The following is a 20,458-nucleotide window of genomic DNA, read 5'->3' as shown; positions in this document are numbered from 1 at the left end:
ACTTCAAGTTGCTTGGATTTTGACTCGAATTATTTTGGGTATAGATATTAAATCGCAATAAATTTATTTCACAAAGGAGAGTTACTATGTCATTCGATACAATTATAAAAAACGGCACGGTTGTTCTTGAACATCAAGCCATCATTACAGACGTTGCCATAAAAGAGGGCAAAATCGCCGCCATCGGTCATGGCCTGTCGGGGGCTAAAACAGAGATCGATGCCACCGGTATGGTCGTGGCACCAGGTATGATCGACGCCCATGCGCATATGTCCGAACCAGGCCGCACCCATTGGGAAGGTTATGAAACAGGTACGCGCGCAGCCGCAAAAGGCGGCATCACTACCATGATTGAAATGCCGCTGAACCAGTTGCCCGCCACCGTCGACAAAGCCACCATAGAAATGAAGTTTTTTGCGGCAGAAGGCAAACTCACCATTGATGCTGCACAATTCGGCGGCCTGGTTTCCTACAATCTGGATCGGCTGCAGGAACTCGATAAAGCTGGCGTGGTGGCTTATAAATGTTTTGTCGCCACCTGTGGCGATCGCAGCGTCAGCAATGACTTCCGCGATGTGAATGATTTTGAATACTTCCGAGGATTGCAGATCCTCTCCAAGCTCGACCAACTGGTGGCCGTTCACGCAGAAAATGCCCTGATTTGCGATGAGTTGGGTAAAGAAGCCAAAGAAGCTGGGCGCGTCACCGCCCACGATTATGTCGCGTCACGGCCCGTCTTCACCGAAGTTGAAGCGATCCGCCGCGTGCTGTATCTGGCAAAAATCGCCGGTTGCCGCCTGCACATTTGCCATATCAGCAGCCCGGAAGGGGTGGCAGAAGTCACCCGGGCACGCCAGGAAGGGCAACAGGTCACCTGTGAATCCTGCCCGCACTACTTTGTGCTGGATACCGATCAGTTTGAAGAAATTGGCACATTAGCCAAATGTTCACCGCCGATTCGTGATGCAAAAAATCAGCAGGGAATGTGGGACAAACTGTTTAATGGTGAGATTGACTGCCTGGTTTCCGATCACTCCCCTTGCCCACCGGATATGAAAGCGGGCAATGTCATGCAAGCCTGGGGCGGGATCGCTGGGATACAAAACTGCGTCGATATCATGTTTGATGAAGCGGTACAAAAAAGAGGGATGTCGCTGCCTGACTTCTCTAAATTAATGTCCACCAACGCCGCCGATATATTTGGTCTGAAACATAAAGGGCGCATCGCTATTGGTCAGGATGCAGACCTGGTATTCATTCAACCAAACAGCAGCTATGTATTAACCACAGACGCTCTCGAGTATCGCCATAAAGTCAGCCCGTATGTTGGGCGGAAAATCAACGCACGCGTGGCAAAAACCATTCTGCGCGGTGAGGTCATTTACGATATCAAGACCGGCTTTGGCGCACGCCCTACGGGCAGATTTGTGCTGAAGCACCAGCAATAAGTACCGTTAATGTCGCGTTCATCTTCTGGTGAACGCGATTGTCTTTGTGTAGTGAGAAGGATGGTGTAACCATGAGTGGAACCCCGTGGTGGCGAGGCCACTTGTTGTCAGGTTTTCAATGGTTTTTCTTTATATTCTGCAACACGGTGGTGGTTCCGCCCACCTTGCAGTCGGCATTTCATCTGTCACCCCGTGTGGCTTTCTGTATTACCCAATATACCTTTCTGGCGACCGCCATTGCCTGCCTGTTCCAGGTCATAGGCGGCCATCGGCGCGCCATTATGGAAGGGCCAACCGGCCTCTGGTGGGTAACAATATTAACCCTGACGCTGGCAGAATCGGCCAACGGGACGCCGCTGCCGGTGATCGGCGGTAGCCTGGCCGTGGGGATTTTCCTGTCAGGTATTTTAACCATTGTGATTGGCGTGACCGGGCTTGGGCATCGGCTGGCAGCATTATTTCGCCCCGCCGTTATGGGGACGTTTATGTTCCTGCTGGGAGCCCAATTGGTGGCGATCTTCATGAAAGGCATGTTTGGGCTACCTTTTGGTGCCTACAATGGGCCAGTGATCATTAACTACCAGACGTTCTCTCTGGCAGTTGCGATCATGCTGCTGATCGTCGTGACCATTATTTTCTTGCCGCGCGCGATCGGTAAATATGCTTTATTGATCGGGGCCGTGGTGGGCTGGGTAGCCTATAGCCTGATATTCAAACCCGACGCGTTGAGCATCGATAGCCATGAATGGCTGCTCTTCCCACTTGGGCAACCGCAAGATCTGCGGCCAGGCATTATTGTCAGTGCGCTCTTGGCCGGGCTGATTAATATTTCCAACAGTTTTGGGGCGATACGCGGTACTGATGCGTTTTATGGTGATCAACCGGCCAGCAAAGCGCTTTACCGCCGCAGTTTTTTCGCTTCCGGTTTATTGACCTGTTTTTCGGCCCCATTAGGGGTGGTGCCATTTTCCCCCTTTGTCTCTTCTATTGGCCTGATTACCCAAACGCAGGACAGCAGCAGACAATCGTTCATAATAGGTAGCCTACTGTTCCTGTTGATCGCTGCAGTGCCAGCGTTAGCCCGTTTTTTTTGCGCGATCCCGTTAACCATCAGCAGTGCCGTAATGCTGGTCTCATATTTACCGTTGCTCTATTCAGCCTTCTTCTTTTTCAATCAGATTACTTTGAGCCCAAAGAATATCTACCGTCTGGCGTTCCCTTTATTTTTCGGGATATTCTTTATGAGCATTCCGGCTAGCTTTTTACACAGCGTTCCCGTGATGATCAGACCCTTGCTGAGTAATGGTTTATTGATTGGTGTCATGCTGTCAGTGTTACTGGAAAACATCTTACCTTGGGATCGGCTGAAATAAGATGACTTTATTTTTCCCATTATTACAAACCTAACCGTTCATTTATCATAAACAGGAGCATGTATGTTAAACAAGAAACTACTGCCCGGCGTATTCGCAAAATGAACAGAGCGGCGCAGGGCTGGATCAATGTACGCAAGAAGAAGCGGATCTGCTGTTAACGTTGAATCAGGATTATCAGTAATGGCAGGCAACAGGAATTTGATGGGGCACTGCAGCAGGTTTATAAAGTGGTGCTCTGGCGCATGCTTGATACGGTGAAGTAATTGGTTGGAGAATGTCGGTCGATACCAATGGCATCGACCGAATTGAACCAAATCAAATCTCAACGTCGCGGTTACAATCCTTTGAATAGATATAGCTGAAGCGCTCTTTACCTACTGCATAACCAGCTTGAGGCACATAGGCCGCCATAAAGATATAATCGCCCTTCTTCACCGGGATCCACTCATTGTCCAAATTATAAACACCGTTCCCACTCAATATATAAGCACCATGTTCCTGAACATGAGTTTCAATGTAACCGTGGCTGGCACCAGGTTCGAAAGAGAGAATGTGCATATTCATATCAAAACCAAGATCTTTCGGCAGTAAGTCCTGCAGGATCACATCACTCATACCTTCGTAGTGGATCTTTTCGAGGTTTTTCACATTGTCGCAAACGACATGAGCTTCATAACCTGCAATGCGGTTATAGGCGCGTTTATACAGGAATAGCTGGCTTGGCTTGCCTGCATTGTCATTGGCCAAGCGCAAAGTCACCCCCGCCGGGCAATAAAGATAACCGCCGCTGGTCAGCGCATAAGAGGTTTCATTAGCCGATGCGTTAATTTTCCCGTCGATCACATAAACAAAGGTTTCAATGTTTTCACCACCAAACCCCTGCTGATTTCGACCGTCTGCGTGCAGAGTAACCAGATAATCGACAAAGCTGGCACCCAGTTTGGGTGTCGATAAAATAGTGATATCGCAGTTTTCAAAGCCCGGAACGATATTGCGTACCAAGCCTTCTACCGGAATAAGCGCATAGTTGTTGCGTTTGATCACTGAGCGAGATGATAAAATATCGGTTGGATAGCCAATTTGATTGTTGAAATAACCCACGTTGATTCTCCTGATTAATAAATCTGTTCCCACGTGTTTAACGTGCAGGAACAGGTTGATGCCCTCTGGCTACCTATTCCTGATAAGCCAATCGATAAAGAGTGTGAGCCAGAATATTGACCCCTACGGCCAGATCGCCGATGGCGGTTTTTTCGGCTGGGTTGTGGCTGATACCGGCAACGCTGGGGACAAATATCATCACCGTCGGTACCCGTGGCGCGAAGATTTGCGCATCATGGCCTGCACCGCTGTGCATCAGGCGGTAGCTGAGGCGCTCGGTTTCGCAAAGATGGGTGATATCTTGCACCAACCGCCGGTCCATCGGGATAGGAGCCTCATCCATCCACAAGTCAATCTGAGAAATGACGCCCATTTTCGCACAAATACGCTGAATGTCGGCCTCCAACTGCTGCGTAAAGCGCAACAACGTTGGCTGATCGGTATGGCGGCAGTCAATGGTGAAATGCGTACAACCTGGCACCACATTGACAACGTTGGGTTTCGGCTCAACCTTGCCGAAGGTCAATACCAACGGATCGCCTTCCGCCTGTGCTTTAGCGATCGACTCACAACAGATGCGGCTAAAAGCATGAATCGTGTCTTTGCGGTAACTCATCGGCGTGCTGCCAGCATGGTTAGCCTCACCGAGCAACGTAACATTATAGCGGCGTTGGCCAACGATATCGGTCACGACACCAATGGTTTTCCCTTCGGTTTCCAACACCTTGCCCTGCTCAATATGCAGTTCAACAAAGGCCGCAATATCTGTGCGCGGCGGCTGATGTGGCGCCGGGAAATCAAAACCTGCGTCATGCATCGCATCGACAAAGTTAACGCCTGCCGTGTCGCAAATCGATTTAACCTCTTCGCTGTTTGCCGTACCAATAACGTTTTTGCTCCCCCAGAACACATAAGGAAATCGGCTGCCCTCTTCTTCAGCCAGGGAGATAACCTCCAGAGTCCGCAATGGTGTGCCATAGGTCTCTTTAAGGTACTTAATCGCCAAATAAGCCGCTTCGATACCAAACTGCCCATCAAGATTGCCACCGTTTACCACGGTATCAATATGGGAACCGGAAAGGATCACCTGGTCGGGATATTTATTTCCCAGCAAGCGCCCGGACAGGTTACCAATTGCGTCATAAGAAGCCACTAATCCCGCACGTTCAAATGCCTGTTTAAGCGCACGTTGAGCATCGATCCACTCTTGGGTATATAATAGCCGCGTCATGCCACCGCCAGGATCTGCACCTATTTTTGATAACCAACCAGAGGTTTCGCTAATTGCTTGTTGGAAATTTCTCATCTTTATCTGTCCACTTTCAATTTTCAGCAACTCGAATTATTTGGGGTAGGCAGGGCGCTGATATTTCAAACGCCCTTTTTAATGATCTGCTGAATTAACTGGCAAAGGGATCTTTATGATCGTATGAACGCTGGTAAATATCATCGGAAATCAGATATTGATAAATTTCATCGACAATTTCGATGCCATTCTTCTCGTTCTGTATTTCTCGCATATGGCTGCCTTGCCCAGGATAGAGCACTTTTTCCACACCAGGAGCGGGTTTGATTTCATTTAATTCTTTCATTACCTGGCTGACGTGCTTACGGAAGGTGCTGGCACTGGTGAAATTACCTGGGTTGAGCACGATATGCAGTTGGCCCAATTCCCGGCCAGCGCTCAGATCGTGATACATCGAGCTGACGTGTTTACCAAACGGTAGCCCAAGCAAGACGCCAGACAGAATATCAACCATCATCATCAGGCCATAGCCTTTTGGCCCGGCAATCGGCAACAGCCCGCTCACGGCAAAAGGATCGGTGGTATGTTTACCTTCACTGTCAACGGCCCAGGTATCTGGAATGGGTGCGTTGCGCGAACGGGCATCCAGCACTTTACCCCATGCCTGCACGGTGGTCGCCATATCAAAGGTCACGATGTCATCACCTTCCGCTGGCGCAGAGAAAGCGATCGGGTTGGTGCCGTAATACACTTCCGCACCGCCATAAGGAACCACCATCGGATCCGATTGGCAGAGAGAGATCCCGATCATGCCTGCACGGGCGGCCTGCTGAACAAAGTAAGACAGCGCGCCGCTGTGGCCAATACGGCGCACACCCACCACCGCAACGCCATTTTCCTTAGCCATTTCGATCGCGTGATCCATACTCAGCTTGGCAGCAACATGCCCGGCGCCGTTATCTCCATCAAAAATAGCACTGCACGGACCGGTTTTTTCAAACGTAAAGTGGGGATTATTGTTGGTTCCCCCCTTGCTGATGCGCTCAGAGTAATACTCCACGCGCACAGCGCCATGAGAATGGATGCCCCGGGCATCGGCGTGAACCAAAACGTCGGCGACAATGCCTGCATGCTGTTCGCTCAGACCAGCAGCATGAATTTTATTTTGAATGAGTTGATGCAATTGCTGTTTAGAGACTTTCATAGACAGTCCTTTTGTTACTACGGTTTATACCCAAAATAATTCAAGTTGCTTGTAGGCGGCAACCGAGTGAATCCCCAGGAGCTTACTCAAGTAAGTGACTGGGGTGAATGAGGGCAGCCAACACCCAAGCAACTTGAAGTATGACGGGTATATTAAAACCACCTCTGGAGGGTAATGTATAAAGCTCAGCAGAAAATAATGTGATCCAGGTGGATATTACTTTATTGACTTAAATTTTTATTGAATGGGTTTGGCATTATTAAAACTTTTCTAACAAAGTTGTGCAATCTTATTATTTTCTTTATTAATTGAAGCAATATTTAATGATTTTATCTCACAATAAATAAAGTGTGATGATACTCACCTTCAATGCAGTGTTTTATTTGTAGCTTGGCAAACAAGAAGACGAAACGAATAACTATACCCCAAATACCTGTGGTTACCGCTCATGATTAATGCTTGCGAAGTTCACATGCTGTTTTAAGGATATCACTATGATCCATGCTTTTATAAAAAAAGGGAGCTTTCAGGACTCGGTCAGCCTGATGCTCATTTCCCGTAAACTCAGTGAATCACCGAATGTTGAAGAAATCTCGGTCATGATGGGGACCCCGGCCAATAAATCCTTGCTTGAAGCGACCGGCTTCTGGCACCCGCAATTCAGCGAGGCCACCCCGAATGACATTTGCGTAGCGATCAAAACAGCAGTTGCCGACGGCACAATCACTGAACAAATCAGTGAGGCGTTAGACGCGGCGCTGAAAGCGCTTGCTCAAGGGCAACAGGGCGGTAAACGCCTGCTCAAAGCACGTAGTTGGCGCATGGCGCGGCAGAAACTGCCTGATGCCAATATGGTGCTGATCTCGATTGCCGGTGAATATGCCGCCGAGCTGGCCGAGCAAGCACTGGATGATGGCTGCAACGTAATGATGTTTTCCGATAACGTCAGCGTTGAGCAGGAAGTCGCGTTAAAAACCAAGGCGCGCAGCAAAGGCCTGATCGTGATGGGGCCTGACTGCGGCACGGCCAATATCGCCGGAGCGCCGCTGGCCTTTGCCAATCTGGCTCCCAAAGGGATGATTGGCGTCATTGGCGCTTCAGGAACCGGGATCCAGGAACTGATATCGCAAATTACTCTGGCCAGGCAAGGCGTTTCTCACGCGATCGGCTTGGGCGGGCGTGACTTAACGGCTGCCGTGGGGGGAATCAGCGCCATCAGCGCACTGCGCATGCTGGCAGCAGATCCACAGAGCCAAGTGCTGGCGTTTGTCTCCAAACCCCCGGCAGAAACCGTGCGCAAGCAGGTCATTGCAGAAATGAAAACCCTCGGCAAACCGGTAGTCGCGCTGTTCCTTGGCGCGCAAAACCCGGTGAGGCAAGAGGGCAATATCACTTTTGCCAGCACGCTGGATGAGGCAGCCCGCCTTGCCGCAATGTTGGCACATATCCAGCAAATGGCGGCGCAACAACCCGCAGTGTGCGGCGGCAAGATTTGCGGTTTGTATGCTGGCGGTACGCTGGCAGCAGAATGCGCCATGCTGCTGGCTGCTGAGTTAGGCCTTGAAGCCGACCGCCAGCATCAACAGGGCTCAATGCTCAACACCGAGGGGCACCGCATTATCGATCTGGGGGATGATTTTTATACTCAGGGTAAGCCCCACCCGATGATCGACCCTTCTACCCGCAATCAGGAAATTGCCCGTCTTGCCCAACAACCACAGGTTGGCGTGTTGCTGTTGGATGTGGTGATCGGCTACGGCGCGCAGGAAGATCCCGCCAGTTCGCTGGCTGATGAGGTTAAACGCCTGCGTGAAAAGCGCGGTGCGGCGCAGCCGCTGGCCGTTATTGCCACGGTGACCGGCACTGAACAGGATCCACAGCAGCGCTCCAAACAGATTGCCACCCTCAGTGCAGCAGGTATTGCCGTCATGAACTCGCTGCCGGAAGCAACGCTGCTGGCCAGCCAGCTCATTGCTCCCCCGCTGGTTGGCGTAACCGCATCAGCCCCCGCAATGCTGGACGGCGTTTCCGTGATTAACGCGGGTTTGCGCAGCTTTGCTGATGATCTGCAAACCAATGATATTTCAGTGGTCCACTACCAATGGGCTCCGGTTGCCGGTGGCAATCAACGATTGGCTAACATACTGAAAAATTTAAAGTAAGGGATTGATATGTACGCATCTATTGAACAAGCAAATGCTGCCGTTATTGCCAGGATCCGCGAAGCACGCCCACATTGGCAAGATGTTGATTTAGCCAAAAAACTTATCCCCCAGTTGGCTCAGGGCAGAAAGCTGCTGCATGCCGGGCCACCGGTTACCTGGCAGGAAATGAGCGGTCCGGTTCGCGGGGCCTGTATCGGAGCCTGTCTGTTTGAGCAATGGGCCGACAACGAACAGCAGGCACTGGCTTTGCTGGAACAGGGCGAAATCGAATTTATCCCTTGCCACAACGTTAGCGCGGTCGGGCCGATGGGGGGCATAACGTCGGCGAATATGCCGTTAATTGTGGTGAAAAACAGCGTTCATGGTAACCATGCCTACTGCAACATGAACGAAGGTATCGGCAAAGTCATGCGCTTTGGTGCCTATGGGCCAGATGTGCAGGAGCGTTTGCGCTGGATGCGTGACTCGTTGGCTCCGGTGCTGAAAGCAGTGCTAAGCACTTTCGAAGGGGGGCTCGATCTCACCGCCGTGATGGCACAGGCCATCACCATGGGGGATGAATTCCACCAGCGCAATATTGCCGCCTCGGCACTGTTGATGCGCCAACTGGCTCCCAAGATCAGCCTGCTGGAGCAGGATAAAAACGAGCTGGCCAAAGTCATGCAATTCCTCAGCATCACCGATCAGTTTTTCCTGAACCTGGCAATGGCCTACTGCAAGGCCGCAATGGATGCCGGGGCGGAGATCAAACAGGGCACGATCGTGACGGTCATGACCCGCAATGGCAAAAACTTTGGCATCAAAATCAGCGGAATGGGCGAGCAATGGTTTACCGCGCCGGTCAATACGCCAGAAGGCTTGTTCTTCTCCGGCTATAGCCAGGCCGATGCCAACCCGGATATCGGCGACAGCGCCATTACAGAAACCTTTGGTATTGGTGGGGCAGCGATGGTGGCCGCGCCCGGCGTCACCCGCTTTGTCGGTGCTGCTGGCGGGATGAATGCCGCCACCGATATCTCGGATGAAATGACAGAGATTTATCTGGAACACAACATGATGCTGCAGATCCCAACCTGGGATTTCCAAGGGGCCTGCCTGGGGTTGGATGCCCGGCGGGTGGTGGAAACAGGCATCACGCCATTAATCAACACCGGGATCGCTCACCGGGAAGCCGGGATTGGCCAGATTGGGGCTGGCACCGTCCGCGCTCCACTGGGTTGTTTTGAGAAAGCCATCGAAGCCTTGGCAGAAAAACTGGGAATCAACGCGTAAATCAGGTGTGTGCCTGGGCACCCCCCAGGCACAGGAGGATCTCTAATGGAAATTACCGCGTTAACCGTCAGCCACCATGCCACACAGGATTACGGCCCGCTACGTTGTGTGGGGCGTTTCAACCATGCCATCAATTTCCTCTCACAAAGCGAGCGGCTGTTGACGCTCCACCGCGAAGGACGCGGGATCAGCCCAATGGGCTGGGAAATAGCCAGTGGTGATTTTGATAAGATCTTTGACCGCCTATTGGGAGAAGAACCCGGCCAGCTCTCGCCTGCGGGTATCGAATTGGCAGACATCTGTATCCATCGTCAGGATAACCGTCTGGATCTGCGCTTAAACCTGCGCGATGAGATCCCGCTTTCACCGTTGGCCACCCTCTTGGCCGATGAACCGATCCATACCGGTTTGTTTGGCCGCCTGGCTTTGCTTGTCAGACAGCCGTTATGTACCGAGATCCACGAGATGCAACAGCAGTTTGTCGCCTGGCTGCAAGGGCAAGCCGTTGACTGGAGTTCGGTGCTGGGCAAAGGGCCAGGGCTGACACCAAGCAATGACGATACCGTGCTCGGCATGCTCTTGAGCGCCCATCTTGATAGCCGTGTGGATATTGCCCGTTTACCCGCGTTCTTTGCTGCCAGCCAGCCGTTGGGCGAGTTAACCACCCTGGTAAGTGCTCACTATCTTCAGTTCGCCGAAAAGGGCATTTTCTCTACCCACTTACAGCGGCTGGCTCGGGCTTTGCTGTGGCACGATGAATTACCGGCCGCGATCGGTGAACTGTTAGAAACCGGCTATTTCTCCGGCGCGGATACTCTGTTGGGGGTCTGGCTGGGCGTAGCGGCCATCAATAGCCAGTCATAACATAAGCGGAAAGCTCCCCAGGATGCTTGTGCAAACAGGTGGCTGGGGTGCCTAGATCCGGCTCAGGCAGTCGAGCGCCAGCGCCTTGAAGCTGTCGAAATTATCGCTGCTCAGCAGGCGGCTCATCGAACGTTCACGCACAAAGGTGACGAACAGATCGTAAATCGCCATCGCTTCTTCGTAATCGCTTTTACTGATCGCCAGCAGGAAGATCACATGGGCGATCTCCCCTTCTCCCCAGGCTATGCCCTGCGGGGCCAATAGCGTCACGACCACGGTTTTTTTCGCCAGCAACCCCAGCGAGTGCGGCAAGGCAATGCCCTCGCCCAGCAAGGTGGAAACGATCGCTTCACGCTCAACCACCGAAGGGTAAAAATCGCTGCCTACATAATCTTCCTGCTCCAACTGAGTGCAGACTTTTTTAAACAGTTGTTCCTGCGTCAGCGGTTCGTTGACGATCATGAAATGATTGGCGTCGAAGAATTTCTCCAACATATACGGCTTGGTGCGATCCACCAGCACCAGCTTGCCCAACTGTTCGAGCTGATATTCAGTCGGGAAGGGGGACATCACCACCACCGGCTTGTTTTTCTCGCTGATACGCGCGTTGGAAATCACGAAATCTTCTTCGATCTGGCTGAGGATCTCGTAATCCCGCAGCGAAACAATGCGCGTCATCACCAGTTGCGGGTACTTGCGGGCAATCTGCGCCTGAATCATCCGCACCGTCGAATTGCCGGTATCACACACCAGCATCACCTGCGGATGGCGTTCATAACCGATATTGTAGTGGCGCTCCAGGCCGACGCCGATATGCAGCACCAGGTAGCCGATTTCATTCTCACTCAGAGTATAAGGGGTGTATTTCCCCCAACTGGATACCGCCGCCAGCGTCACATCGTAAGCCATCGGGTAATGCTGCTTGATGTTAGCCAGCAGGGGATTCGGGATCGTAATCTGGTATTTCACCCGCGTAATCATGGTCTTGATATGGGTGAGCAGATCGGCACGTAGCTGTTTGTCGCCCTGCAGATTGTAGTTATAGTGGGTATTGATGTAAGACAGAATGTAATCCACCAGCGCATCTTCATCATCAGCATTGATTTCCGTCGGCTGAATTTCCTGTACCCGCCGGGCGGCAATATTCACCCGCAAATAGGCTTCTTCCGCTACCGAGATCTCTTTACCTGCCGATGTACGCAGTTCGCTTGCCAAACGGCTGGAAACCTTGCGCACTGAATCATCACCGTCTTCAACCTCAAACTCCGGCAGCGGATAACCGTCGATAATGCGCTGCAACGCAACCGCGCAATAGAAAATCAGGTATTGCTCGCCTTCATCCGTTAGCCGGATAGCATACTGCGACAACAACGGATGCAGCAGCCCAGCCAAGCTCGCCACCTGCGGCTGCTGGAGGATCTCATTGTTCAGCAGCGGATTTTCTGGGTCGGCAAGATGCAGTTGAAACAGCAGATCGGTCAGGCAGGCTCGGATCGCCATTTCTGAACCAAACAGTTTCATGCCATAACGCGGTTTGGTTTCAATGGTTAACTGATAGTGCGCCAAACGCTCCCTCACCTCAGCCATGTCGTTTTGCAACGTGCCACGGCTGACAAACCATTCGTCAGCTAAATCTTCCAGCTTCAGAGAAAAGGCTGAGGTCAAAAAGCGAATCAACAGGTAATGCACCCGTTCCTGCCCACTGCGCGGGGTGGCCTGTTTTCTGCGTTCCTGATGCTGTAAGGCGCTGAACAGCGCCGCGTCCTCCACCTGCAGGCGATAACCCGCCCCCCGGTTATGCACAAACCGCGCACCGTATTTTTCCAGGATGTCATTCAGGGCAGTGATATCCGCACGCACGGTTCGGGTAGACACGGCAAAACGCTTCGCCAGTTCTTCCTGAGGCAAAGTCTCAGACTGCAAAGCATCAAACAGATAAGCCAAACGTGGGTAGGGGAATCGTACCATGCTCTTTCCGTTATTAATGTGCCCGCCCGATCGCGTCGGACGGGCCACGGGTTATGGCATAAACACCATTTGTGAAGGGCTGCCCACCGGCATATAACCAGCAACAAAGCTGAGTTTACCGCTCTGCTGGTCCACGCTGAAACGGGTGATGTTATCGCTGCGCTGATTCAACGCGTACAGGTAGCGGCCACTCGGATCCAGAGTCAGGGTGCGTGGATAATCCCCATGCGTCCACACCTCTGCGACCGGTTGCAGTACGCCATTATCCCCTACGCTGAACTGCGCAATGCTGTTATGCAAGCGGTTGGCAACGTACAGGTTTTTCCCCTCGGCACTCAGCGCCAGCCCAGCGGCAAAGCTGGTGCCCCGGTAATCAGCGGGTAGGCTTGAAATAACCTGGAGCTGCTTTAGCGTGCCGTTCTGGCTGTCGAAACGATAACGGGTCAGCGTCGAAGCCTCTTCATTGATCAACAACACCGTTTTGCCGTCTGGATGGAACACAAAGTGGCGCGGCCCGGCTCCGGCGGAAGAAGCACTAATCCATGGCGGATCGTTCGGTGTCAGCTTGCCGCTGCCATTGTCAAAACGCCACTGGTAGATGCGATCCAACCCCAGATCGGTAGAAAACACAAATTTACCGCTCGGATCGCTGGCAATCATATGTGCATGCGGGCCGTTGTGATCGCTGATAGCAAAACTGCCCTCTACCGCACCTGCCGGGCCAGCACTCTGTTGCACCGAACTGGCAGCTCCTAGCTTACCCTCAGCATCGATCGGAAAGGCCGCCACGCTGCCGCTGATATAGTTCGCCACCAGCAAGTGCCGCCCGTCAGGTAACAGGGAAAGGTAAACCGGCCCTGCGCCTTGCGAATCAACCTGATTAAGCTGCGTCAGGCTGCCGTCTTGCGGGTTGATGCGATACGCGACAATACCACCATGCTGGGTACCGTTAAAATTTGCCACTTCGCTGGCCACATACAGCGTCTGTCCTTTGGCATCGACCACCAGTTGTGCCGGATTCGGCAGATTGCTCACCAGCGTTCTGTCACTCAGCGCACCGCTTGTTGCATCCACCCGTACCCGGTAAACGCCCTCTCCGTTAGGATTGTAGGTGCCGATATAGGCAAACTGTGACGATGGGGATTTCATGATCTTCTCAGCCTGCAGCGCCGGACTGACAACCGCCAACAGTGCCAGGGATAGCGTTGTGATTCGTAAAGAGTTTCGCATAGTTATCCTTTTAACCGATTAGAAAAGACGTTAGCTCCTGTTCCTCCCCCCTCTCCCACAGGAAAAAGGGGCTGAACGTGCCACAAATCAACTCCTGCACCTCACTACCGTTCCGTACCCACTCTCTACACGTTAGGTGTTAACCCACCAGCTTCTTGGTCATCGCCAACAGGGTTTTCACATCCTGTGGACGGGTATTGCCGCTGGCAGAATCAATGATGGAGCTGTAAATATGCGGGATCACCTGCTTTACCCCGGCAGCCAACGCGATCTCCATAATGGCTTCGTAGTTTTCCAGGTCGATGCCGCCGGTCGGTTCCAGCAAGAAATCATGCTCAGCACAGGCGCGCGCCACAGACTGGAACTCGTCTTTATGCTTCAGGCCCCCCATCGGGAAATACTTGATGGAGCTGCCCCCCATGTCTTTCAGCAGGGCGATCGCGGTTTCAACCGGTACGATACCGTCTGGTGCCTGCGCACTCAGCGGCCCGGTGGAGATTTTCACCCAACCCACCCGGCCAGTCGGGGATACCAGGCCGTTGACCACGGTTTCGCTTTGCCCCAGCAGCGCACGGCTGGCACCAACGCCGGTAAACACCTGGTTCACATGCTGCGGCTGCACCTGTTTGGCAATCTGGCTGACCATATTTGACTGTTTCGGATCGCCTGCGCCCAACCCAACGGAAAGCGCGTTCTCGATCAGGCGAGCATAACGCGCCATATCGGTGACTGCGCTGTCTACGTCCGGGTAATTTTTGGAAAGCACCCCCACCAGCACATGCCCCTGGGCCGCGTCATAGATTTCTTGCGCGTTATCTTTCGAACCGGCCAACACGTTCAGGCACACACGATCTTTATAATAATTCGGCTTCAGCTTCATGCTTGTTGCTCCGTAAACAGATTTTTAATACAGGTGAAAACGGTCATCAACTGCTGCTCGTTGACGCTGCGCACATCCACTTCGATCTTGCCTTCGTTAGCTTTATAGCCCCGGAAATAGATGGCGATGTCGCCGGTTTTGAGCCGCTGCACGATGTCGACGGTTGACATACCCAACACCGCTTCATCAAACGTGATTTCAGCCCTGGCAATATCACGCCCTGCGCTATCCCACACGGTTTTGGCACTGACGCCGTTCAGAGTATTGAGATGAGTGATAAATGGCGTCATGCGTTCTACCATTTGCGCACCGCTGGTTTTCTCCAGCCGCAAATAGCTTTCGATCGCCTGCGTCAGGCCCAGAATGCCCTCTTTGCCGACCTTCATCGCGCGGCCAATGCCGTTGGACTGCTGCTTCACCCAGGCAACGTACTGTTTCTTGCCGATCACCAAGCCACTGGTTGGCCCTTCGATCGCCTTGGCACCGCTGTAGATCACCAGATCAGCGCCCATCTGGTAGTAACACATCAGATCTTCTTCAGCTGCGGCATCGACGATCAACGGCAAGTTGTGCTTGCGTGCCACCACCGCCGCCTGTTCAACGGAGAGAATGCTTTTCTGCACGCAATGGTGGGATTTAACGTACATGATCGCCGCCGTTTGCGGCGTGATGCAGGCTTCAATCTGTTCAGGGGAGCACTCGTTGGCGTAGCCTGCTTCCACCACTTTGCCACCGCCGAGGGCGATCATGGTGTCAACCGGCGCACCAAAGTTAACGTTATGGCCCCGTGGCAACACGATCTCACGCGGTTCCTTCACCGCTGCCGAATGCAGGTTGACCAGCAGGTTGGCGTCATCTTTGACGATCACCGCCGCCACCGATTGAGCGATACCGGCAGAAGCGCAGGAAACGATCACCGCATCTTCCACGTTCAGCAGTTCGGCAATATAGGCGCCGGTCTTGTTCACCAGATCCTTGATTTCAAAGTAATGATTCAGGCCGTAATCCACGGCATCAATCACCTCCTGGCGCGGCGTGGAAACGCCAAGAATGGTCATGCGACCGGAAGTATTGATCACCTGTTTTAAATTATATTTTTCATAGACTGAAGACATCGGCGGCTTTCCCTTCATCGGTTAATAGGAGTTCCCCGGCCACCACGGCGGCCAGTGGCACCAGCAATTGTTCGCCATTGACCGATTCCCCTGCGGAATCAGCAAATACCTGTGGCGCGGTGCGAAGCTCAAAAATGGTCAAATCGGCATCGAGTCCCGGCTGCAAGCGCCCTTTGGTGGTCAGGCGCAGCGCCGCAGCGGCGTTTGCCGTGACGCAATCAATCACCTGCGCGAGTGAGAGCCCGACGGTAAAGAATTTGGACATCACCGCCGCCAGGCTGAAGACCGGCCCGCTGATGCGGTTACGGCAATAGATGTCGGAACTGATGGTGTGCGGCAAAATGCCCAGCGCAATCGCCTGTCTGGCCACCTCAAAGCTAAAGCTGGCCGTACCGTGGCCCACATCCAGCAACACCCCGCGCTTTAACGCACGCTGGATCGACTCACGCAGCGTACCGGCGGGGGTCAGGATGCGGTTCGGCTTGCCGTTATAGCAGTGGGTAATAATGTCGCCCTGAGTCAGCAGATCGGCAATTTCATCCAGATCCGGCGGGTTGTTACCGATATGCACCATCAGCGGCAGTTGCTGGTTTTCCTGCTGGATCTCTTTCGCCAGCACCAACGGTCTGGTGCCGTTCTGGCCCACCACGCTGCTGCTCATACGCGCCTTGATGCCGATAATAAAACCCGGTTTGTCATCAATGGCGTTTCTGATGGCCTGTTTATTGATATCCGCCATCTCCGCCAGCTCGTTCTGCCGCAACAGACCGATGCGCGAGATATTCAGGAAGGCAAAAACGTTGGTTTTGCTACTGCGCGTCAGGGCGTAGAACTCATCAATATCATCCGTGCCAGTGCTGCCCGCATCCACCACCGAGGTGACACCGCTGGCAACGCCAACCCGATCCGGTTCGTCATGGTAGATCGGCGAAGAGGGGTAGCAGTGTACGTGCGAGTCGATCCAACCGGCGCTCAGGTAATAATTCCCCGCCAGATCGCGCTGCTGATGTGCACAGGCGTCTGCTGGCACCTGCCCCACGGCGGCAATTTTACCGCCTTGAACGGCCACATCGGCCAAGGTGCCGTCCACCAGTCTGGCGCGGCGGATAATTAGGTCATACATACTTCACGACTCCCTTTCACCCCGAGGTTTCTCCTCGGGGTGAACTCTTGATTAAGCAATGGCTACCGGGAAAATCGCCCCCAAGATCATCGCCCCAAGGATCGCACCGCCGGTAATCGGCTTGCCCCAGATATAGAACAGCAATGCCCCGATCAGGGAGCCCACCCCGATCGGAATCGAAGCAGCCATGGCAGACAGGATGATCAACGGCCCAAGGAAACGCCCGGAGGAGTTACCGGCCCCCATCATCACGTCGGCGCCGTAGGTGGAGTCGCTCTGGTTGATGGTGAATTTACGCGCCAGAATAATCAGGTAACCAATCGCCAGCCCCACTACCAGGCCAGTCACCAGCGCTGCGGCAAAGTTAGCCACCGGGAAGACGATCCCGGCCCCCAGCAACAGCGCCGGAACACCAAGGCCGACACCGGTCTGGATCGCCCCACCGATATCCAGGATCCCCACCAGCGACCCTTCGATGATGCGGGCAAACAGGAAGCTGGCCCCAAACGCCGCCACTGCGCCATACACCCCGGTATCCATCCCGGCACGCAACATAGAGACAAACGCCACTTCGTTAAACGCGCCAATGCCGTACAGGTAATACATATGTGTACCGGCAAATACGCCGGACGAGAGCAGGCCGACAAAAATCGGGAATGACCAGTCGGCGTACCAGAAGCCTTTTTGAGTTTGTGTTTCCATCATTCAGCGCCTTATTTACCGCTCAGGGTGTTATGAATGGCATCCAGCCAGCCAGGCACGCCAAGGCTGAAGGACTCCAGAAGTTTCATATCAAAGCCACGGAAGAAGCCGCTCAGCACGAACAGCAGCACAATCACCGCCATCATGATCTTGGTGACTTTGTTCCAGCCGCTCTCTTCTACGCCTTTACCGATCAGGATCCCCAGAACCAGCCCAGGCACCGCGTTGCCCATAATCAGTTGCGCCAAACCGCCGAAGATGGTGCCCCAGAACCCGGAACGTTTACCGGCTTCAATGGCCGCCAGCCAGAAGATCACCGGCATCACGGTGTTCACCAGCAGGTTAGCTGCCGGGACCAATACCTTGATCGCCGTCACCTGCAAGGCCGCAGGCACTGCCGACGCGGTAGTATTGAGGAAAGTCACCACCAGGATGCCGATGATGCCGCAAGCGATCGCCATTTTTTTCGGATCGTGCAGCGTTTCAGCCACGTTGCGGTTCTTGATCATCAAGGCCGCTGCCCCCCAGTTGGGGATAATGCGGTGATCAACGTCCTGCGTGAAAGCCCCCGCCGCCACGGAAGACGCCCAGGCGTTAAAGAAGAAGCCCAGACCGAATGAGAAGTGAGAAGCCGGATCCCCTTCGCAGGAATTCAGTTCGCCCAAGGTGCGGAAAGCACCCATACCCTGTGTCGTCGGGGCATGGAACATGCGTGCGGCACCGGCACCAACGCCGACACCTACCAGCCCGCCGATAATAATCGACTTAAATAAGATGATTAAGAACATTAACATCCCCTTTTTATGCTATATCCCATCGTTGGATGATTTTGGGTATAACGTTTTATTTGGTGGTAAAAACCACTTTTTCGGTATTGATGATCGTCACGTTTACGGTTATTTCCAAAGAGACGGCATAACTCTTTCTTTCACGCGGCAGAAAGAAAAACAGAAATTTCTCTTTAGTGATTTTCTCTTCCGCTTTTAATACGTTGACGTCTTGTGGCTCAATGCGCAGCAGAATATTACTGGTGGACTTTAATATTGCCCCCTGTACATTCGCCAAAGCGGAAGCAAAGGCTTTCGCTTTGCTGTCGCCTTTACCTTCCACGGTTACCGAGGTGGTGTATTGTTCTTTCATTACGCGTTGCCATATTTTTTGATATAGGCTTCTACCAGTCGCTGGCCCAACTCCTCTTTATCCATAAAGCCAAAGCCTAATACGTTGTAGCCTTCGTTAATGGCGGTTACACCTTCCTCTACCGAACGCATACCGTATTTGGCTTTATAGCCATGCTTGGTTTGTGCAGTAATGGCACCGGCCCCGCCGCTGCCGCAGAAGGAAATGCCCAACTGTGCGCTTTCCGCTTTCATCACGTCACCCAGCTTCATATCTGCCGCTACGCCTGGAATAACGATCGCTTTCGCGCCTGCATTTTCAATGCCTTGGCCGACTTTCTGGCCTTTACCCAAACGATCGCCAATCACTACGGTAATTTGACCCATGGTATGTTCTCCTGATTGAATGTAATTCCATCAAACCTATTGGTTATTATCTTTAGCTACTTCAAAATGCACGGAAAGTAAGTAAGCCTCTTCAATTGGCAATGTGGCAAATTTATCCACTACCTGTTCTGCCATTTGCATCGACTCGGCAGAAATTTCGTCAAACAGGGATTTATCCACTTCCGGCAAAGGTTCACCGGTTATCGAGCGCAATACCATGGCGCGAATATGTGACTCCAGCATTTGCTGTTGCACAGCATTGGTAAAAATATCCTTTGCGCTCAACATTGCCGTGATATCTGCCAGCACCTGCGTGGTGATGGTTGCCGCTCTGCTGATATCTGCCTGTTCTATTTCATTTACCGAAGCAGTTCCTTCATTCACTTTTCAGTCACCCCAGGTTTCAGACATTAATACTTACGTTGTAAAGTGCATCATCTAATAACTGACGGGTATAACCCACTTTATCGGATGCCTTTACCCTAACCTTAAGGGCATTGCCTGTGTAGCCTGTTTTTTTCCAGTTCAAACTGGAAATTGAGTGACAGTGGGGGATCCATTTCGCAAATCGTGGCTCTTGCCAATGGCCTGACGCAACGCCGCGTTTACAGTGGGCAAAAACGCGGCAAAAAACTTCGTGATCGCGATCTCTTCCTTTTCAGCGCTTAAGCGCCTACTATCAGTAGGACAAGTCGAGATTTCTTACACCCCCGCTCCCAACGGCGCGGGGGTGTTGCTTTGTGTTGTTTTTCCGAATTTATGGGCGCAGAAAGGGCGCCTTTTGATTTGACTGGAGAGTGGAATGACCAAACCAACCATTACCATTAATGAGCTGGATGCGGAACGCCTGGATTCACTGCTGGCACAGCCTGCCTTTGCCAACACTGACGTCGCCGCCGCGCTGAATGACGAACTGGATCGCGCAGACATCGTACCGCCATCACAAATTCCGGCAAATGTCGTCACCATGAACAGCCGCGTGCGCTTCCGCGATCTGCACACCGGAGAAGAGCATATCCGCACGTTGGTGTATCCGGCATCGCTCAAAGACAGCAACGAGCAGCTCTCGGTGATGGCACCGCTGGGCGCAGCACTGCTGGGCATGTACATTGGCAAACAGATCAACTGGCAGTTGCCGAATGGTGAAGAAGCGCAGATTGAAGTACTGGAACTGCTGTATCAGCCAGAAGCCGCAGGTGAATATCACCGCTAATGGCTTATGAAGGAAGGCGGCGGGGATGAACGGGCGGCTGAAACAC

General features: G+C 52.8%; 19 protein-coding genes. 6 read left to right on the top strand and 13 right to left on the bottom strand.

Translation table 11 applies throughout. The annotated features are described in order from the left end of the window. Positions 1–86: 86 nt before the first annotated feature. Together allB and IV04_RS10480 are read left to right on the top strand one after the other, a co-directional pair. Complete coding sequence (gene allB / locus IV04_RS10485) at positions 87–1,448, top strand: allantoinase AllB (protein ID WP_037397468.1); 1,362 nt, start codon at positions 87–89, stop codon at positions 1,446–1,448. Positions 1,449–1,519: 71 nt separating this feature from the next. Further along, positions 1,520–2,821 (top strand): uracil/xanthine transporter, encoded by a 1,302-nt coding sequence (locus tag IV04_RS10480; RefSeq protein ID WP_037397465.1) that lies wholly within the window; start codon positions 1,520–1,522, stop codon positions 2,819–2,821. A 318-nt stretch (positions 2,822–3,139) separates the two neighbouring features. Here the strand turns inward: IV04_RS10480 and allE are convergent, their stop codons facing one another. The 3 genes from allE to allD form a co-directional block, all read right to left on the bottom strand. Further along, positions 3,140–3,925, bottom strand: a complete 786-nt coding sequence (allE, locus tag IV04_RS10475; protein ID WP_037397462.1) for a (S)-ureidoglycine aminohydrolase — start codon at positions 3,923–3,925, stop codon at positions 3,140–3,142. Positions 3,926–3,998: 73 nt separating this feature from the next. Then, on the bottom strand, positions 3,999–5,231 hold the full coding sequence (gene allC / locus IV04_RS10470; protein ID WP_037397459.1) for an allantoate deiminase: 1,233 nt from the start codon (positions 5,229–5,231) through the stop codon (positions 3,999–4,001). 94 nt (positions 5,232–5,325) lie between these two features. Further along, positions 5,326–6,375, bottom strand: coding sequence for an ureidoglycolate dehydrogenase (allD, locus tag IV04_RS10465; RefSeq protein ID WP_037397456.1), 1,050 nt, complete (start codon positions 6,373–6,375; stop codon positions 5,326–5,328). A 494-nt stretch (positions 6,376–6,869) separates the two neighbouring features. Between allD and fdrA the strand changes: the two genes are divergently transcribed. Genes fdrA through IV04_RS10450 form a run of 3 tightly spaced genes read left to right on the top strand, consistent with a single transcriptional unit; the run spans position 6,870 to position 10,676 of the window. Next, a complete protein-coding gene (gene fdrA, locus IV04_RS10460) occupies positions 6,870–8,537 on the top strand; it encodes an acyl-CoA synthetase FdrA (protein ID WP_037397453.1) in 1,668 nt (555 codons plus the stop codon). Positions 8,538–8,546: 9 nt separating this feature from the next. Beyond that, the gene (locus IV04_RS10455; protein WP_037397450.1) at positions 8,547–9,812 is read left to right on the top strand and encodes a DUF1116 domain-containing protein; all 1,266 of its coding nucleotides are present in this window, start codon (positions 8,547–8,549) and stop codon (positions 9,810–9,812) included. Between the two features lie 45 nt (positions 9,813–9,857). After that, entirely contained in the window at positions 9,858–10,676 is an 819-nt protein-coding gene (locus IV04_RS10450) for a DUF2877 domain-containing protein (RefSeq protein ID WP_037397447.1), read from the top strand. A gap of 51 nt (positions 10,677–10,727) precedes the next feature. Here IV04_RS10450 and IV04_RS10445 read toward each other — a convergent pair whose 3' ends face one another. The 10 genes from IV04_RS10445 to IV04_RS10400 form a co-directional block, all read right to left on the bottom strand. After that, the gene (locus IV04_RS10445) at positions 10,728–12,644 is read right to left on the bottom strand and encodes a transcription antiterminator (RefSeq protein ID WP_037397444.1); all 1,917 of its coding nucleotides are present in this window, start codon (positions 12,642–12,644) and stop codon (positions 10,728–10,730) included. Between the two features lie 51 nt (positions 12,645–12,695). Then, on the bottom strand, positions 12,696–13,874 hold the full coding sequence (locus tag IV04_RS10440; protein ID WP_037397442.1) for a lactonase family protein: 1,179 nt from the start codon (positions 13,872–13,874) through the stop codon (positions 12,696–12,698). Positions 13,875–14,013: 139 nt separating this feature from the next. Further along, complete coding sequence (locus tag IV04_RS10435; RefSeq protein WP_037397440.1) at positions 14,014–14,754, bottom strand: KDGP aldolase family protein; 741 nt, start codon at positions 14,752–14,754, stop codon at positions 14,014–14,016. Continuing rightward, positions 14,751–15,869, bottom strand: coding sequence for a DgaE family pyridoxal phosphate-dependent ammonia lyase (locus IV04_RS10430; protein ID WP_037397438.1), 1,119 nt, complete (start codon positions 15,867–15,869; stop codon positions 14,751–14,753). Before IV04_RS10430 ends, IV04_RS10435 begins: the two co-directional genes overlap by 4 nt. Continuing rightward, positions 15,853–16,992, bottom strand: a complete 1,140-nt coding sequence (locus IV04_RS10425) for an amidohydrolase/deacetylase family metallohydrolase (RefSeq protein WP_037397435.1) — start codon at positions 16,990–16,992, stop codon at positions 15,853–15,855. Before IV04_RS10425 ends, IV04_RS10430 begins: the two co-directional genes overlap by 17 nt. A 51-nt stretch (positions 16,993–17,043) precedes the next feature. Further along, positions 17,044–17,694, bottom strand: coding sequence for a DUF4310 family protein (locus tag IV04_RS10420; protein ID WP_197062164.1), 651 nt, complete (start codon positions 17,692–17,694; stop codon positions 17,044–17,046). An 11-nt stretch (positions 17,695–17,705) separates the two neighbouring features. Further along, positions 17,706–18,482: a DUF4311 domain-containing protein gene (locus IV04_RS10415; RefSeq protein ID WP_037440792.1), complete on the bottom strand. Its 777-nt coding sequence runs from the start codon at positions 18,480–18,482 to the stop codon at positions 17,706–17,708. A 55-nt stretch (positions 18,483–18,537) separates the two neighbouring features. Next, positions 18,538–18,834 carry a DUF4312 family protein gene (locus IV04_RS10410; protein ID WP_037397426.1) on the bottom strand — a complete coding sequence of 99 codons (297 nt, stop codon included), beginning with the start codon at positions 18,832–18,834 and terminating at the stop codon, positions 18,538–18,540. Continuing rightward, the gene (locus IV04_RS10405) at positions 18,834–19,199 is read right to left on the bottom strand and encodes an SFCGS family glycine-rich protein (protein ID WP_037397423.1); all 366 of its coding nucleotides are present in this window, start codon (positions 19,197–19,199) and stop codon (positions 18,834–18,836) included. Before IV04_RS10405 ends, IV04_RS10410 begins: the two co-directional genes overlap by 1 nt. A 36-nt stretch (positions 19,200–19,235) precedes the next feature. After that, the gene (locus IV04_RS10400; RefSeq protein WP_037397420.1) at positions 19,236–19,583 is read right to left on the bottom strand and encodes a glycine dehydrogenase; all 348 of its coding nucleotides are present in this window, start codon (positions 19,581–19,583) and stop codon (positions 19,236–19,238) included. A gap of 418 nt (positions 19,584–20,001) precedes the next feature. On the opposite strand from IV04_RS10400, the gene rnk reads away from it, so the two are divergent. Next, positions 20,002–20,412 carry a nucleoside diphosphate kinase regulator gene (gene rnk / locus IV04_RS10395; RefSeq protein WP_037397417.1) on the top strand — a complete coding sequence of 137 codons (411 nt, stop codon included), beginning with the start codon at positions 20,002–20,004 and terminating at the stop codon, positions 20,410–20,412. Positions 20,413–20,458 lie beyond the last annotated feature (46 nt).

Source organism: Serratia sp. Ag1 (assembly GCF_000743355.1).
Classification (GTDB): Bacteria; Pseudomonadota; Gammaproteobacteria; order Enterobacterales; family Enterobacteriaceae; genus Chania.
Note: the sequence above shows the minus strand (reverse complement) of the source record. Positions and strands in the feature narration are given on the sequence as shown.